At 64.1% G+C, this 14,854-nt stretch carries 17 protein-coding genes; 12 read left to right on the forward strand and 5 right to left on the reverse strand.

Annotated features, from left to right (window positions below; translation table 11 throughout):
* Positions 1 to 65 precede the first annotated feature (65 nt).
* The 7 genes from AC1P6P_RS07685 (at position 66) to AC1P6P_RS07715 (ending at position 3,623) form a co-directional block, all read left to right on the forward strand.
* On the forward strand, positions 66 to 470 hold the full coding sequence (locus AC1P6P_RS07685; protein WP_481401848.1) for a bacteriohemerythrin: 405 nt from the start codon (positions 66 to 68) through the stop codon (positions 468 to 470).
* 102 nt (positions 471 to 572) lie between these two features.
* Positions 573 to 1,742: a thiolase family protein gene (locus AC1P6P_RS07690; RefSeq protein WP_481401849.1), complete on the forward strand. Its 1,170-nt coding sequence runs from the start codon at positions 573 to 575 to the stop codon at positions 1,740 to 1,742.
* Positions 1,742 to 1,948, forward strand: a complete 207-nt coding sequence (locus AC1P6P_RS07695) for a hypothetical protein (protein ID WP_481401850.1) — start codon at positions 1,742 to 1,744, stop codon at positions 1,946 to 1,948. Before AC1P6P_RS07690 ends, AC1P6P_RS07695 begins: the two co-directional genes overlap by 1 nt.
* Positions 1,949 to 2,027: 79 nt before the next feature.
* On the forward strand, positions 2,028 to 2,552 hold the full coding sequence (locus AC1P6P_RS07700) for a hypothetical protein (protein ID WP_481401851.1): 525 nt from the start codon (positions 2,028 to 2,030) through the stop codon (positions 2,550 to 2,552).
* 62 nt (positions 2,553 to 2,614) lie between these two features.
* On the forward strand, positions 2,615 to 2,794 hold the full coding sequence (locus AC1P6P_RS07705; RefSeq protein ID WP_481401852.1) for a hypothetical protein: 180 nt from the start codon (positions 2,615 to 2,617) through the stop codon (positions 2,792 to 2,794).
* An 87-nt stretch (positions 2,795 to 2,881) separates the two neighbouring features.
* On the forward strand, positions 2,882 to 3,226 hold the full coding sequence (locus tag AC1P6P_RS07710) for a hypothetical protein (RefSeq protein ID WP_481401853.1): 345 nt from the start codon (positions 2,882 to 2,884) through the stop codon (positions 3,224 to 3,226).
* A 61-nt stretch (positions 3,227 to 3,287) separates the two neighbouring features.
* Positions 3,288 to 3,623 (forward strand): hypothetical protein, encoded by a 336-nt coding sequence (locus AC1P6P_RS07715; RefSeq protein ID WP_481401854.1) that lies wholly within the window; start codon positions 3,288 to 3,290, stop codon positions 3,621 to 3,623.
* Between the two features lie 4 nt (positions 3,624 to 3,627).
* On the opposite strand, the gene AC1P6P_RS07720 is transcribed toward AC1P6P_RS07715, so the two are convergent.
* Both AC1P6P_RS07720 and AC1P6P_RS07725 read right to left on the reverse strand, forming a co-directional pair.
* Positions 3,628 to 4,065 (reverse strand): BLUF domain-containing protein, encoded by a 438-nt coding sequence (locus AC1P6P_RS07720; protein WP_481401855.1) that lies wholly within the window; start codon positions 4,063 to 4,065, stop codon positions 3,628 to 3,630.
* A gap of 165 nt (positions 4,066 to 4,230) precedes the next feature.
* Positions 4,231 to 5,472 carry a WG repeat-containing protein gene (locus AC1P6P_RS07725; RefSeq protein ID WP_481401856.1) on the reverse strand — a complete coding sequence of 414 codons (1,242 nt, stop codon included), beginning with the start codon at positions 5,470 to 5,472 and terminating at the stop codon, positions 4,231 to 4,233.
* Between the two features lie 200 nt (positions 5,473 to 5,672).
* Between AC1P6P_RS07725 and AC1P6P_RS07730 the strand changes: the two genes are divergently transcribed.
* Positions 5,673 to 6,104, forward strand: coding sequence for a DUF1489 family protein (locus AC1P6P_RS07730; protein ID WP_481401857.1), 432 nt, complete (start codon positions 5,673 to 5,675; stop codon positions 6,102 to 6,104).
* A gap of 168 nt (positions 6,105 to 6,272) precedes the next feature.
* Here AC1P6P_RS07730 and panC read toward each other — a convergent pair whose 3' ends face one another.
* Positions 6,273 to 7,124 (reverse strand): pantoate--beta-alanine ligase, encoded by an 852-nt coding sequence (gene panC, locus AC1P6P_RS07735; RefSeq protein ID WP_481401858.1) that lies wholly within the window; start codon positions 7,122 to 7,124, stop codon positions 6,273 to 6,275.
* A 38-nt stretch (positions 7,125 to 7,162) separates the two neighbouring features.
* Between panC and putA the strand changes: the two genes are divergently transcribed.
* Both putA and AC1P6P_RS07745 read left to right on the forward strand, forming a co-directional pair.
* Positions 7,163 to 10,321, forward strand: a complete 3,159-nt coding sequence (gene putA, locus AC1P6P_RS07740) for a bifunctional proline dehydrogenase/L-glutamate gamma-semialdehyde dehydrogenase PutA (protein WP_481401859.1) — start codon at positions 7,163 to 7,165, stop codon at positions 10,319 to 10,321.
* Between the two features lie 31 nt (positions 10,322 to 10,352).
* Positions 10,353 to 10,730 carry a DUF6165 family protein gene (locus tag AC1P6P_RS07745; RefSeq protein WP_481401860.1) on the forward strand — a complete coding sequence of 126 codons (378 nt, stop codon included), beginning with the start codon at positions 10,353 to 10,355 and terminating at the stop codon, positions 10,728 to 10,730.
* A 3-nt stretch (positions 10,731 to 10,733) separates the two neighbouring features.
* Here the strand turns inward: AC1P6P_RS07745 and AC1P6P_RS07750 are convergent, their stop codons facing one another.
* Complete coding sequence (locus AC1P6P_RS07750) at positions 10,734 to 11,519, reverse strand: CPBP family intramembrane glutamic endopeptidase (RefSeq protein WP_481401861.1); 786 nt, start codon at positions 11,517 to 11,519, stop codon at positions 10,734 to 10,736.
* Positions 11,520 to 11,633: 114 nt separating this feature from the next.
* Entirely contained in the window at positions 11,634 to 13,235 is a 1,602-nt protein-coding gene (locus AC1P6P_RS07755; protein WP_481401862.1) for an SPOR domain-containing protein, read from the reverse strand.
* A 431-nt stretch (positions 13,236 to 13,666) separates the two neighbouring features.
* Between AC1P6P_RS07755 and clpS the strand changes: the two genes are divergently transcribed.
* Positions 13,667 to 14,005 (forward strand): ATP-dependent Clp protease adapter ClpS, encoded by a 339-nt coding sequence (clpS, locus tag AC1P6P_RS07760; protein WP_481401863.1) that lies wholly within the window; start codon positions 13,667 to 13,669, stop codon positions 14,003 to 14,005.
* 3 nt (positions 14,006 to 14,008) lie between these two features.
* Positions 14,009 to 14,854: Clp protease N-terminal domain-containing protein (locus tag AC1P6P_RS07765; protein ID WP_481401864.1), on the forward strand; the 846-nt coding region annotated here is incomplete at its 3' end.

The raw sequence follows: 14,854 nt of genomic DNA on the forward strand, positions 1-14,854 counted from the left end.
CGCCGGCTAGTTTTTTTAACCAGGCCCGGACGAGTATGATGGCCTGCCCGACGGGAGGAGCTGCCATGTTGATGACCTGGGACCCGACGATGAGTGTCGGCGTCCATGTGCTCGACGAGGACCACAGGAAGCTCATTGCGATGATCAATGAGCTGCACGCCGCCATGTTGGACGGGCATGGCAACGAGGTTGTCGGCAGCATCCTGCGCCGTTTGGCCAACTACACGGTCGAGCATTTCCAGCGCGAAGAAAAATACTTCGAACTGACCAAATATCCCGGCGCCGAGGGCCACAAGCGCCAGCACGAAAAGCTCAAGGCCACGGTGATGGCCGAAATCCAGAAATTTCAGGTCGGCACCACGGGCCTCGGCATGGAAACCCTCACCTTCCTGCGCGACTGGCTGAAACATCACATCCAGGAAACCGACAAGGCCTACAGCGCCCACCTCAACGCCCATGGCGTGAATTGAAGCAAAAAGCATAGGGAATGCCCCCGATCATTCCCCTACGGCAGTCATGCATCGCCGCCTCCGTGACTGTATGTTGCGCATACACGTTCGGGAGAAACGGCCATGTCCGATGTCTACGTGCTCGCCTCGGCGCGCACGCCGATGGGTGCATTTCAGGGGGTGCTGTCGTCGCTGTCCGGCCCTGCACTTGGAGCGGCGGCGATCGCTGCCGCGGTGGGGCGCGCCGGCGTTCCGCCTGAGGCGATCAGCGAAGCAGTGATGGGCTGCGTGTTGTCGGCCGGGGCAGGGCAGGCGCCGGCGCGTCAGGCGGCTCGCCATGGCGGGCTTCCCGATTCGGTGCCGGCGACGATGGTCAACAAGGTGTGCGGCTCGGGCATGAAGGCGATCATGCTGGCGGCCGATGGGCTGGCGCTCGGGCGCGGTGCGTACGCGGTCGCCGGCGGCATGGAGAGCATGTCGAATGCGCCCTATTTGCTGGCGAAGGCGCGCGGCGGCTACCGGCTCGGCCATGGCGAGCTCAAGGACCACATGTTCCTCGACGGGCTGGAGGACGCCGACGAGCATCGCCTGATGGGCACCTATGCCGAGGACGCCGCCCGCCACTACCAATTCACCCGCCAGGATCAAGATACTTATGCGACTGAGTCGCTCCTACGGGCCAAGCGCGCCCAGGCGGAGGGGGAATTCGAGACCGAAATCGCGAAGGTCGAGCTGCCCGGGCGCCCCGTCATCGGTGCCGACGAGCCGCCGGAGCGCGCCAATCCGGCCAAAATCCCGCAGTTGAGGCCGGCTTTTGCCCCCGGCGGGACGGTTACGGCGGCCAATTCGTCTTCGATCGCGGATGGGGCGGCGGCGGTAGTCTTGGCGTCGGAAGCCGCGGTCTGGTCACGGAGCATTAAGCCGGTTGCGCGTATCGTTGCCGATGCGAGCTTCGCGATGGAGCCGCGCTGGTTCACCACGGCCCCGGTCGGGGCGGTTCGCAAGGTCTTGGACCGGGCGGGCTGGTCGGTTGAGGACGTGGATTTGTTCGAAGTGAATGAGGCGTTTGCCGCGGTAGCGATGATAGCGATGCGCGATCTCGGCATTCCTCATGAGCGGCTGAACGTAAACGGGGGGGCGTGTGCCCTCGGCCATCCGATCGGATGTTCGGGAGCACGCATTGTGGTGACGCTGTTGCATGCGCTGGCCCGGCGCGGATTGAACAAAGGCGTTGCTGCGCTCTGCATCGGTGGGGGCGAGGCAACGGCGTTGGCAGTGGAGATAATAAGCTGATGCAGGACAAGATCGATTTCCTGGTTTCCTACGACTTCGGCAAAGCCGGCGTCTGGGGCGTGGTCAAGGCGCGTTCGCAAGAAGAGATTCAGGCGAAATATCCTGAGCTCGAGATCGTAAAGGCGGTGCCGAACCACTTCACCTTCGATATCGACGACGAACCGCGCGGCTGGCTGGCCGAGATGGTCCGCGAGCGCAGCGCCTGAGGCTTCCGTAGCGGGACCACCTGTTGCCCCGTCCGCGGCCGCAGTAGGATGCGCGCGTCTGCGATGGGAGGGGGCGAGGATGCAAACGCGACGTGCGATACTGGCTGGGGTAGCTGGGCTGCCGTTTTACGGCATGGCGGCGCGTGCGGCCGCAAGCAGGAATTCATCGCTGCTGCTGTGCCGACTGACGCTGGACCGTACCCAAGTGCGGCGCGACGGCATGGTGCGCGTCGGCGCCAGCCTTGAGGCGCGGCGCGAGCATATGCGCCTGTTCGTGCCGATGCGCTGGGGCGAGGTCCGCGGTTTCCGCCTGTCGGTGAAGACGCCCGACGGCCATACCATCGAGCCGCTGTTCCATCCGCCGGTCGCGCTGCCGCCGCCGGCGCTGGTGCGCGGGATGGTTAATTACCGCGAAGTTGATGTCGGCGAGCAGGTGGGTTTCAGCGCCGTCGCCCAGGTACGGGATATCTTCCCGACGACCGGCCGGTTCCGCGTTCACGCGATCTACGTCCCCGAACCGCCGCGATCCGGCGCCCCGATCCAGGCGATCGTGTTCGAGAACGGCCCCGTCGAATCGGATGCAGTGGCGGTGACGGTGCTGTAACCGGCCCCCTTGGTCGGGCCGGCGAAACAGGCTAAGCACGGATGTCGCTTGGCAGATTTCCGATGTCCGATCCCTATCCGCCGTCCCAGACCCGGGTTTACCTCAACGCCCCGCCGTTCGTGCGGGCGCTCGGTTGCGGCGGCTGCGGCCTGGGCTGTTTCGTGATCGCCATCGTCCTGTTCGTGCTTGGCGGGGTGGTCGGATTGCTGCTGTCGGGCTGGCGCGCACTGCTCGGCGTCTGAGTTCCGCCGTGTCCTGCCGTCACGTCTGAATTGAAAACCGCGGCAGACTGTTGTCTCATCCAGGTTGGTTAATCGTGGGGCCGACCGATGGATGTGATCCTTCATTTCCTCAACAGTGTGCTCGACCTGTTCCGGACGGGCTTTAACCAGGTCAACGCCGTGCTTGGATTGGTGATCGCCCTGATCGCCTCGTTCCAGCTGTCGGCGTGGAAGAAGCTATGGGAGATGGCGCTGGCGGCGCTGCTTTTCCATGTCCTGGCGCAGATGGTGGCGCCGGCGATCGATCATGGCGCTGCGCTGCGGCTGCCGGCGCTGCTCGACGCTACAACCTGGCGCAACTGGCTGGCGGTCTATGTTGGCTATGTGATCCTGATCGCGCTGTTCTATTTCCTGCGGACGCGGCTTTTGAAACCGGCGGCGGCACACCACTGACGCGATAGCTCTTCGGCAGCGAATGGCGTACACTGATCGCCTAAGGGCTAGGGGGTCCGCCATGGAAATTGTCACGCTTCATCTGACGCATTTCGTCGGACATGTGCACATGTTGCTGCATATGCCGACGGTAATTTACCTCGCCGTGATCGCGTTGTTCTTCGGATTGATCACCAAGCATTTTGCCGGCGTGATCTTCATTCCGGTGCTGGCGACGGCGATTTTCATTGCCGCGACGCTGATCGGCCCGGTGGTTCTGGGTCACGGCCAGCTGGCGATGCCGGCGTTGAATCTGGCGTTCGCCAAAGAGGCGGCCGCGGATTACGTCGTGTTCCTGGTGCTCGACACGGTGGTGTTCGGGGTCAAGTCGCTGGTTTCGGCGATCGTCGACCGCTGAACCGCTACGCGGCGCAGCTTCCGGCGTTGACGCGATAGAAGTTCCTGAGAAGGACCGCGATCATCACGGCCTTCTCGGGCGCAATGATGTTGTGTATCGCGTCTTCGGTGATTTCGAACATGCCGGCGGTGCGCGCGGCGCCCTTGGTCCAGCGATCGAAGCCCATGCTCCAGTCGCCAAACAGCCGTTCGGGAACGTGCTGGCGGAAAAGTACGCGCACGCCGATGTGGCGCTGGTCGCGCTCGATGCGTCCGAAGACTTCCATCACGGAGTCTTCCGGGCCTTCGAGGATCTGCAGGAAGCCGTGATCGAGGTGGAGCAGCAGGCCGGTGACGCCCAGCCGGCGGTTGTTGGCGCGGCTGACGTCGAGGATGGCCGACAATTCGCCATTGTCGAGTTTCCACGACGAGGTCGAAACGTACATCAACTGGAAAATGGGCATACGCGGGGGCACCGACCGGACATCGGCGCCAACATCTCAGGCGCTTGTTAAGAGGTGCTGAAACGATGCTGCGGTTTTTCGCCGGACCGCACCCGGCACGCTAAGTATTTTCCGCAAGCAGGAAATCGGTGGCCGGCACGGCGATCCGCACCGGCCACGTTGCACTCAGAACTCCATCTCTGCGTTCAGCTTCTGCGGGCAGAGGACGGAATCGAACTGCGGATTGATGACGATCTTGCCGTCCTTGTCCGCCAACCCGACCTTGCCGCCGATCTCGATGATCCACATGCCGCGAACGCTGCACAACTGAACACCGTCGAACTGCGGGTTGACCACGTATTTGCCGGTCCGGTCGATGAAGCCCCACTTGCCATCCGTCCGCACCGGCGCCAGGTCGCTGCGGAAGAAAATGGCATCGTCGAACTGCGGGTTGATGGCATAGGTTCCCGCCTTGTCGATGAAGCCGAACTTCGAGCCGAGCTTGACCAGCGCCAGATGGCCGTCGTGCTGGAACGGGGTGGCGAGATCGAACTGCGGGTTGATGACGAACTTGCCGGTTTTGTCGATGTAGCCCCACTTGCCACCCGAGCTGACCTGGACGAGGCCGGTGGAGCTGTCGAACCTGGTCAGGCGCAGGAAGCCGCCCGGATTGTCGAACTGCGGATTGATAACATAGGTGCCGGACTTGTCGATGAAGCCGATCTTGGAGCCGGTGCCGACCGCCGCCAGTCCGGACGAGGAATCGAACGGTGCCGCGACGTCGAATTGCGGGTTGATGACGTATTTGCCTTCCTTGTCGACGTAGCCCCACCTGCCGCCGGCCCGTACGATCGCCTTGCCGGTGTTGTCGAAGGGGGTCATCAGCTCGAACTGGGGGTTGATGACGATCTTGCCGGTGGCGTCGATCGCGCCCCATTTGCCATCGACGCTGACCAGCCACAGCTTGCTCGGCCCCGCGTTCCCGGCAATCGCGCTGAACTGCGGATTGACGACGTATTTGCCGGTGTGGTCGATCAGACCCCATTTGCCGCCGATCGAGACTGCGGCGAGGCCGGTGTCGGCGTCGAAGCCCACGGCGGTGTCAAACTGCGGGTTGATGACGAAGGTGCCTTTGGCGTCGACGTAGCCCCACTTGTCGCCCGATCGGACGGCGAGCAGGCCATAGCGGTCGTCCTGATCGTAGCCAGCCATGAACAGGGTGCCGCGGTTGGAGGCGACGGCGTCGAACTGCGGGTTGATGATGTATTTGCCGGTATGGTCGATGAAGCCCCATTTTTCGCCGATCTTGACGGCGATGACGTCGGGCGTGCCGGCGCCGAAGAAGCCCCCGAAGTAGCCGATGGCAGCAACGATCACGAGCACGGCAACGACGGCCGCGCCAATCAATGTGAGCTTTTTCTTATCCATGGAAATGCCCCCTGAGATCTCGACTCGCACGAGTGTGGTACAGCCGGTGCACGCCGCACAAGAATGACCGTGGGACACAACGCAAGGTATAAGGACGCAGGCGCCGACGGTTGCCCGGATTTGGGGCTGGCCATTTGCCCCTTTGAACCTCGGGCGCGAGGCCATAAACAGGGTCGCTCGGCGGTGCTTGGAGACGGTTTGTGACGGTTCATCTTGTGAAGCTTTGCGTCGGCGTGGAGTCGGTCCAGGACCTGGTCGATTGGCAACAGGCCCGGATCAAGGAGCGGCGCAAGAAGAAGCAGCCGCTCGAACTCGTCCACGTCACCCGGATGATGCCCAAGCGCGTCGAGGAACTGCTCGACGGCGGCTCGCTCTATTGGGTGATCAAGGGGCACATTTCGGCCCGCCACCGGCTCATCGACATTCGTCAGACGACGAAGAACGGCGTGCCCCATTGCGGCATCGTCTATGATCCCGAGCTGATCCAGACCGAGCGCCGCTTCCGCTCGCCGTTCCAGGGCTGGCGCTATCTCGAAGCCGGCGACGTCCCCGCCGACGCGCGCGCCATCAAAGGCGGCGATGGCCTGCCCGAAGACCTGAAAATCCAGCTCGCCGAACTGGGGCTGCTGTAGAACATCGGATATTCACCGAGAACCCCTCGGTGTCATGGCCCGCGACTGCGGGCCATCCAGGTGCCATCTGGCACAACTCCGAAGTTCACGACAGATTTGACCTGGGTCGCCCGCATTTGCGGGCGATGACAGTGTTGGAGTAGCGTTCTCATGTGAAAGTCCGCCGCCCTATACCGCCATATTGTCGATCAGGCGGGTGTGGCCGACCGTGGCGGCGGTCAAAATCCGCGCCGGGCGGTCGAGGCTCGCGATCGGCGCCAGCGTTTCGGCGTCGCGCACGGTGAGATAGTCGACCTTGTTGAATCCGGCGGCCAGGATGGCGCGGGCGCCGTTGGCTTCCACTTCGGCGATCGGCGTGCCGTCGCGCAGGTTTCCGATCAGGCTTTGCAGCACGACATTGAGCTGTCCGGCGATGCGGCGCTCATCTTCGCTGAGATAGGCGTTGCGCGACGACATCGCCAACCCGTCGCGTTCGCGGATGATGGGCGCGCCGAGAATCTGCACGCCGAGGCCGAGGTCGGCGACCATCCGGCGGATCACCAGAAGCTGCTGATAGTCCTTCTCACCGAATAAGGCGAAATCGGGCATTGCCGCCAGCAGCAGCTTCGACACCACAGTGGCGACGCCGGCGAAGAATTGCGGCCGCGTCTCCGATTCGAGTCCTACGGCAGGGCCGCCGACGTCGAGTTTGGTGCAAAATCCCGGCGGATACATTTCCCCAACGGAGGGGGCGAAGATCAGGTCGGTCTCGCCGCCGATCCCGAGTTTTTCGGCATCGGCCATCAGGGCGCGCGGATAGCGGTCGAAATCTTCGTGCGGCGCGAACTGGGTGGGGTTCACGAAAATGCTGACCACCACCACGTCGACGCGCTTCTGGATTTCCCGGACGAGAGAAAGATGGCCGGCGTGCAGGGCGCCCATGGTGGGGACGAGGCCGACGCGCGAATCGTCCTGACGCAGGGCGGTGATGCGGTGGCGCAATTCGGCGACGGTGGTGACGATCTGGGGAACAGTGCTCATGCCGCCGACATTAGCCGCTGCGCCAACTCCGCGCTAGAATGGTCATGACACAATTACGCGAAGCCCCCATGGCCGACTCGACCCGTCACGCCATCGCCGATGCGTATTTCGCCGATGAGAACCGCGTTTCCGTCGCTCGCATTGCGGCGGCAAAATTGAATCCCGAAGAAGATGCCGCGATCGCCATGTTGGCGCGCGAACTCGCCGGAAAAATCCGCGGTGACGGTTCGCGGCACGGCGGCGTCGATGCGCTGACTCAGGAATATGCGCTGTCGACCGAAGAGGGCGTCGCGCTGATGTGTCTCGCCGAGGCGCTGCTGCGGGTGCCCGATGCCGACACCGCCGACCGGTTGATCCGCGACAAGATTGCGCCCGGTGATTGGGAAAGCCATCTCGGCAAATCGGAGTCGCTGTTCGTCAACGCCTCCACCTGGGGCCTGATGCTGACCGGGCGTGTGGTGCGGATGGGCCAAGAGAACGAAAGAACCGCGCCGGACTGGAATCTGCAGGGCGCGATCAAGAAGCTGGTGGCGCGATCCGGCGAGCCGGTGATCCGTCAGGCGATCGGCGCGGCGATGCGGATGATGGGCAGCCAGTTCGTGCTCGGCCGCACGATGCGCGAGGCGATCAAGAACGCGCGCGAGTGGCGCACGCAGGGCTATCGCTATTCCTTCGACATGCTGGGCGAGGCCGCCTACACGCGCCAGGATGCCGAACGCCACCTGACGCATTACCAGGACGCCGTCGCCGACATCGCTGCCAGCTATCGCGACGACGCCGGTCCGATCCACGCCCGTCCGTCGATTTCGGTGAAGCTGTCCGCCGTGCATCCGCGCTACGAATGGGTCAAGCGCACGCGCGTTTTTGCCGAGCTGGTCCCGGCACTGGTCGATCTCGCGGTGCGCGCCCGCAAGGCTGACATCGGTCTCACCATCGACGCCGAAGAGGCCGACCGTCACGAGCTGATGCTCGACGTCTTCGCCGCGCTCTTGGAAAAGCCCGAATTGAAAGGCTGGAATGGCCTTGGGCTGGCGGTGCAGGCGTACCAGAAACGAGGGCTGCCGACGATCCAGTGGCTGGTGGAGATCGCCCGACGTCATCGCGTGCGCATTCCGGTGCGACTGGTGAAAGGGGCGTACTGGGACACCGAGATCAAGCGCGCCCAGGAAGCCGGCCTCGCCGACTATCCGGTGTTCACGCGCAAGGCCGCCTCCGACACGTCGTACATCGCCTGTGCCCGCGCCATCTTTGCTGCGCCCGATGCGATTTATGGCATGTTCGCGACCCACAATGCCCACACGCTGGCGGCGGTGCAGGTACTGGCCGGTAACGCCGATTTCGAATTCCAGCGTCTGCACGGCATGGGCGAAGCGCTGTACGAACATTATCACACGCTCAAACCGCAAGGCGTGCCGACCCGCATCTATGCTCCGGTCGGAAGTCACGAGGATTTGCTCGCCTATCTCGTCCGCCGGCTGCTCGAAAACGGCGCCAATTCGTCATTCGTCAATCGCATGGCCGATGCCGAGGCGTCGCTCGATACGCTGGTCGCCGATCCGGTGGCGACGCTCGCCAGCGAAACGCCCAAGCGCAACCCGCGCATTGCGCTGCCGCGCGACATGCTCCCCAATCGCATCAACTCCGAAGGCTTTCTGTGGAGCGACCCCGAACGCGCCGATCCGGTTCTTGCCGAAATGCACGCCTCGTTGCCGCGCCTGCCGCTCGCCGCGCCCATCATCGGCGGGTCAGAGCGCATTGGGCTGCCGGCGCCGGTCACCGATCCCGCCGACCGCAGCCGCGTCATCGGCCAGGTCGCGCAGGCCAGTGCCGCCGATGCCAAAGAGGCGCTCGACCGCGCCGATGGGGCGCAAACCGCGTGGGATCGGCTCGGCGGTGACGTCCGCGCCAAAATCCTCGAGCACGCCGCCGATCTGTTCGAACAGAACCGCGCCTCACTGATGGCGCTGATCGTGCGCGAAGGCGGCAAGACGCTTCCCACCGCAATCTCGGAATTGCGCGAGGCCGCCGATTTCCTGCGCTATTACGCCTCCGAGGCGCGCCGCAGTTTCGCGCCGCAACTGATGCCGGGCCCGACCGGCGAATCCAACGAGTTGACCCTGCACGGCAAGGGCGTCTTCGCCTGCATCAGCCCGTGGAATTTTCCGCTGGCTATTTTCACCGGTCAGGTTGCCGGCGCGCTCGCCGCCGGCAATGCGGTGCTGGCCAAGCCCGCCGCGCCGACGCCGCTGATCGCCGCGGCTGCCGTGCGCCTCTTGCATCAGGCCGGCGTGCCGGTGGACGTGCTGCATCTGCTGCCCGGCAGCGGTGCCAGGATCGGCGCCGCGATCTTCCCCGATCCGCGGCTCGCCGGTATCGTGCTGACCGGTTCCACCGAGGCCGCCGCCGCCATCAACCGCGCGCTCGCGGCCCGCGATGGTCCCATCGCCACGGTGATCGCCGAGACCGGCGGCCAGAATGCGATGATCGTCGATTCCACCGCGCTGCCCGAGCAGGTGGCGCGCGATGCCGTCACCTCGGCGTTCGACAGTGCCGGTCAGCGCTGCTCGGCGTTGCGCGTTCTGTTCTTGCAGGACGACGTCGCCGACAGGATGTTGGAGATGGTGCTCGGCGCCGTCGACGAACTGCGCCTCGGCGATCCGTTCGATCCCGCCACCGATATTGGTCCCGTCATCAACGAAGCCGCCCGCGAAACCCTCGAACGGCACGCCGAAAAAATGACCCGGGAGGCCACCCTGCTGAAGAAATTGCGCCTCGGCCCCGAGCACAAGACCGGCGTCTTCTTCCCGCCGCACGTCTTCGCCATCGACAATATCGCCGTGCTCGAGCGCGAGGTGTTCGGACCCATTCTGCACGTCGTCCGCTACTCTGCCGATCATCTCGACAAGGTCTGCGAGGCGATCAACGCCACCGGCTATGGTCTGACGCTCGGCATCCACACCCGCATCGAAACCACCGCCGCCTTCATCCGCGAGCGGGTCAAGGTCGGCAATGTCTACGTCAACCGCAACCAGATCGGCGCCGTGGTCGGCGTGCAGCCGTTCGGCGGCGAGGGCTTGTCGGGCACCGGTCCCAAGGCCGGAGGTCCGCATTACCTGCACCGCATGGCGCTGGAACGCACCTTCACCGTCAACACCACCGCCTCCGGCGGCAATACCGCGCTGTTGAGTTCAAGCTGACCCGGGCTACACTTTGCGGGGAGGCCGCGTGATGCTGATCGAGATGGCGCCGGGCGAGGTGATCGACCGGTTGACGATTCTGGAACTGAAGCGCGAGCACATCGCCGACGCGGCGAAGCTGGTGCCGGTGTCGCTGGAATACGAAAAGCTGAGCGCTGCGCTCGCCGCCGATGCGCCAATTCCCGGCGTTGAGGCGCTGCGGGCCGAATTGAAGGCCGTCAACGCGGCTCTGTGGCTGGTGGAGGACGACATCCGCGATTGCGAGCGCGCCAAGGATTTCGGCCCCCGCTTCGTCGAACTCGCCCGCTCGGTCTACCGCAACAACGACCGCCGTTCGGCCTTGAAGCACGCCATCAACCAGGCCGCCGGCAGCGCCCTCACCGACGTCAAATCCTACGCGCCGTATTGACCCTTACGGCAAATTCGGCAGCAGGAAGGCGAGGGTGAAGGCGAGCGCGTTGTTGACGATGTGGACGATATACGATGGCCACAGCGAGCCCGTTTTCGCCACCCATGCCGCCATGACGCAGCCGAGCACGAAGATCTCGCCGGTCCCGACCCAACCGGAAATGCCGCCGCGCGAAAGAAACAGCCCGTGCATCGCCGAGAACAGCGCCGCGCTGAGGATCACCGCGATCCACACCGGCGTCACACGCTTCAGCCAGCCGAAGATGTAGCCGCGGAACAGGTATTCCTCGTAGAACGGCACGAACGCGACGAAACACACCATCACGATGCCAAGCTGCTCCCAGGATTTGGGCGTCATCGCTTGTTCGGACTTGGCGACGTTGAGTGAGATGTGCCAACCGTATTTCAGCGCCGCTTCCACGGCGACGCCGAACAGGATCACCGCCACCGCGCTGAGGGCCGCGTTGACCACGACCGCGGCCGAGACCGGTGGAAAGAAATAGCGGATTGGCCGCCGGGTGAAGCGGGTGGCGATCATGAGCAGCAGCACCAGGATGACGGCGCTGATCAAGGTCGTGAGTCCGACCACGACGGTGAAATTGTTCTCCAGCGCATCTTTCAGAGTGCCGGGCCATTTCAGCAATGCCCAGATCACCCCGATCATCGCCCCCAGCAGGCCGCCGATGACGAACGTGCCGCCGAGCGTCGCCGCGATCGCCAGAAGGACATCGGTGAACCGGATCGGCCGGTCGGCCTTGGCGGCGGGTGCCGGAATGATCGTCTCGCTCATGGCGTCCCCCTCAGGCGGCGTTGGCGTCGGAATTCGCGTCCAGCTTGCGGCCAAACGGTCGCGCACGCCAGCGCGTTTTCGTACCCGCAAAGGCAAGGAAGCGTGAGCCCGCCGTTACCGGCTGGTGATGGCCGCGAAGCAGGTCTGGCCGCGTTCGGTCAGGCGGGCACAGATCTGGCGGGCTTCGCGTTCGACGAACGGGCCGAAGCGGGCACGGTACAGGGTGTGGCCGTCAACAGACTGGAACGGCACGACGATGCGCTGGGCCTGTCCGAGCACGTCCATCGACTTCTCGGCATAGGCGGCGAGCTGGGCGCGGGCGAGGGCCAAATCGGCGAAGGCACCGATCTGGATGGTCCAGTCATGCAGGCCGAGGGTGGGCCGCAGGGTGCCGTTGTCGCCGACATCGCCTTCGCCGAGCACGACCGGCCGCGTCACCGGCTTCGGCGGCGTGGCGGTGGCGGCGACGACGGTCTTCGGCGGTGTCGCCGGAGCGGCTTGCGGTGTCGGCCGGGGCGTCGGTATCGCCACCGCGGGGTGCTGGACGACGGTGGCAATAGTCGCTTGCCGCTGCGGCGCGGGCGTTGGCACCGGCGGTTTCGGCAGTTGCAGGGCGGCGACCACCGGCGGCTTGGGCTGGCCCGTGGTCGGCTCGGTCGCGATTACGTCGTCGGCATCGGCGCGGCGCTCGGCGGTATCCTCGTCATCGCCCTCGGAGGGTCCGCCCGGCAAGGCGTAGATCATACCGGAACTGCCCAGGCCCGTCGCCGGCTGGGTGTTGAGCGCCACCTGCCACGGCACCTGGGTGCGGGCGACCAGCTTGGGATCGCGCGACGAGGCGTCGAAGGCGAGGTCAAGCAGCCGGATCATTTCGCGGTCGCGCTTGATCGCCGTGCGTCCGCCCATGACGACGCCGATGATGTGGGAGTTGTCGCGCACCACCGAGGAGACGAGGTTGAAGCCCGAGGCACCGGTATAGCCGGTCTTGATGCCGTCGGTGCCGCGATAGCGCCCGATCAGGTTGTCGTGGGTGACGTATTCGGTGCCGCGGAAGCTGAACGCCGGGGTCGAGAAATAGTGGTAATACTGCGGGAAATCATAGGCGAGATGGCGCGCCAGCACCGACAGGTCGGTCGCGGTCGTCACCTGCAGATCGTCGGGCAGTCCCGAGGCGTTGTGATAGAAGGTGTTGCGCATGCCGAGGGCGCGCGCCTTGGCGGTCATCAGTTCGGCGAAGTGGCCTTCGGTGCCGCCGAGGGCCTCGCCGATCGCAACTGCAACATCGTTGGCCGAACGCACGACCACGGCCTTGATGGCGAGGTCGACGGTGATCTCGTCGCCGGAATGCAGGTGCAGGTTCGTCGGCTTTTGGGACGCCGCGTGTGCGGAAATGGGAATCGTGCTGTTGAGGGACACCTGGCCCTTCTTGATGGCGTCGAACAGCAGGTACAGCGTCATCATCTTGGTGAGCGAGGCGGGGTGGCGCTCCTCGAGCTGATTGCGGGCGTAGAGAACCTTGCCGGTGGTGCCGTCGATGATGAGCGCGGCATCCTTGGAAGGGTCTGTCGGCGTTGAGGAAACCGCGCCGCCGCCATGGTGCGCGGCGACATGCCGGCGGGCATCGGCCGGGCAGGCGAAAGCGATCGCCAAAGCGGTAACCAGCGCCAGGACAGCAACTCGTCCGACGCTTCTCCGGCTACGCGAATAGTCAACCATACTCAGCCCCAAATACGTTTGGGTCCCACGCTTGCAACAATAGGACCAAATAGTTGCAGGTTCTGCAAGTCAAGTTCGTGATTTTGGCAATTGCTTCCGAGGTGTTAAGGGGCATTCGCCGAACTTTACGAGTGTGGCGAATGGAAGCTGTATGGGCAGCCGCCGGCCACATTGATTCTGCATTGCACAACCGGTTTGCTGCGACGCACAATGATTCGCAAGTGTCATTTTGCTTTCGCCAGGGAAGCCGCCGCGAGGTGGATAGGTGTATGGGAATTACCGCTATTGCGGAGCGGCGCGGTGCAGGTTTTGATCGCTGAACGACGCGGCCGCGCAATTCGTTCGCTGCAACGTAAACCCTGGCGGCCAAGACCAGTTGCGCAAACGCGAGTTAACCCCTTTATAATCGGAAGGCAGCAAGAGCGGCTCGCATGAAGGACGGACGCGACGACCAGAATAACAATAGCGGCACCGGGCCGGGCACCGGCGTCGTCACCAAAACGCGGCCGAAGACCAAGAAGCCGTCGCTGTACAAGGTTTTGCTGCTCAACGACGACTACACGCCGATGGAGTTCGTCGTCCTGATCCTGGAGCGCATCTTCAACAAGAACCGTGATGATGCCGTCCAGATCATGTTGCACGTTCACCGCCACGGCGTTGGTGTTTGCGGTGTCTTCACGTTCGAGGTGGCTGAAACAAAAGTCGCGCAGGTGATTGAATTCGCCCGCCGCCACGAGCATCCTTTGCAGTGCACGATGGAAAAGGAATAGCCGTTGCCGTCACTCTCCCGCAGTCTCGAACAGGCTCTTCACCGCGCAATCAAACTGGCGTCCGATCGCCACCACGAATACGCGACGCTCGAGCATCTTCTGCTGGCGCTGACCGATGATTCCGATGCGGCGCAGGTGATGAAGGCTTGCAACGTCGACGTGGAGGCGCTGCGCCAGTCGCTGCTGCGCTACATCGACGACGAGTTGTTGACCCTCGTCATCGAGGATGGCGAGGACGCCAAGCCGACCACCGGCTTCCAGCGCGTCGTGCAGCGCGCCGTGCTGCATGTGCAGAATTCCGGCCGCGAAGAGGTCACCGGCGCCAACGTGCTGGTCGCCTTGTTCACCGAACGCGAGAGCCACGCCGTCTATTTCCTGCAAGAGCAGAACATGACCCGGCTCGACGCCGTGAGCTACATCAGCCACGGCATCGCCAAGCGTCCGGGCATGAGCCAGCAGAAGAACGTGCGCGGCGCCGAAGAGGAAGAGGAGCCCGATCGTCCTTCGGCCAAGGGCGGCGGGGCGCTCGAGAATTATTGCGTCAACCTCAACGAAAAAGCCAAGCAGGGCCGCATCGATCCGCTGATCGGGCGCGATCCCGAAGTCGAACGCACCATCCAGATTCTTTGCCGCCGGCAGAAGAACAATCCGCTTTATGTCGGCGATCCTGGCGTCGGCAAGACCGCGATCGCCGAAGGCCTGGCGCGCAAGATCGTCAAGGGCGAGGTGCCGGAAGTGCTGCGGCCGTGCACGATCTATGCGCTCGACATGGGCGCCTTGATTGCCGGCACGCGCTATCGCGGTGATTTCGAGGAGCGGCTGAAGTCGGTGGTCAAGGAGTTGGAAGGG

This window comes from Rhizomicrobium sp. (assembly GCF_056722145.1).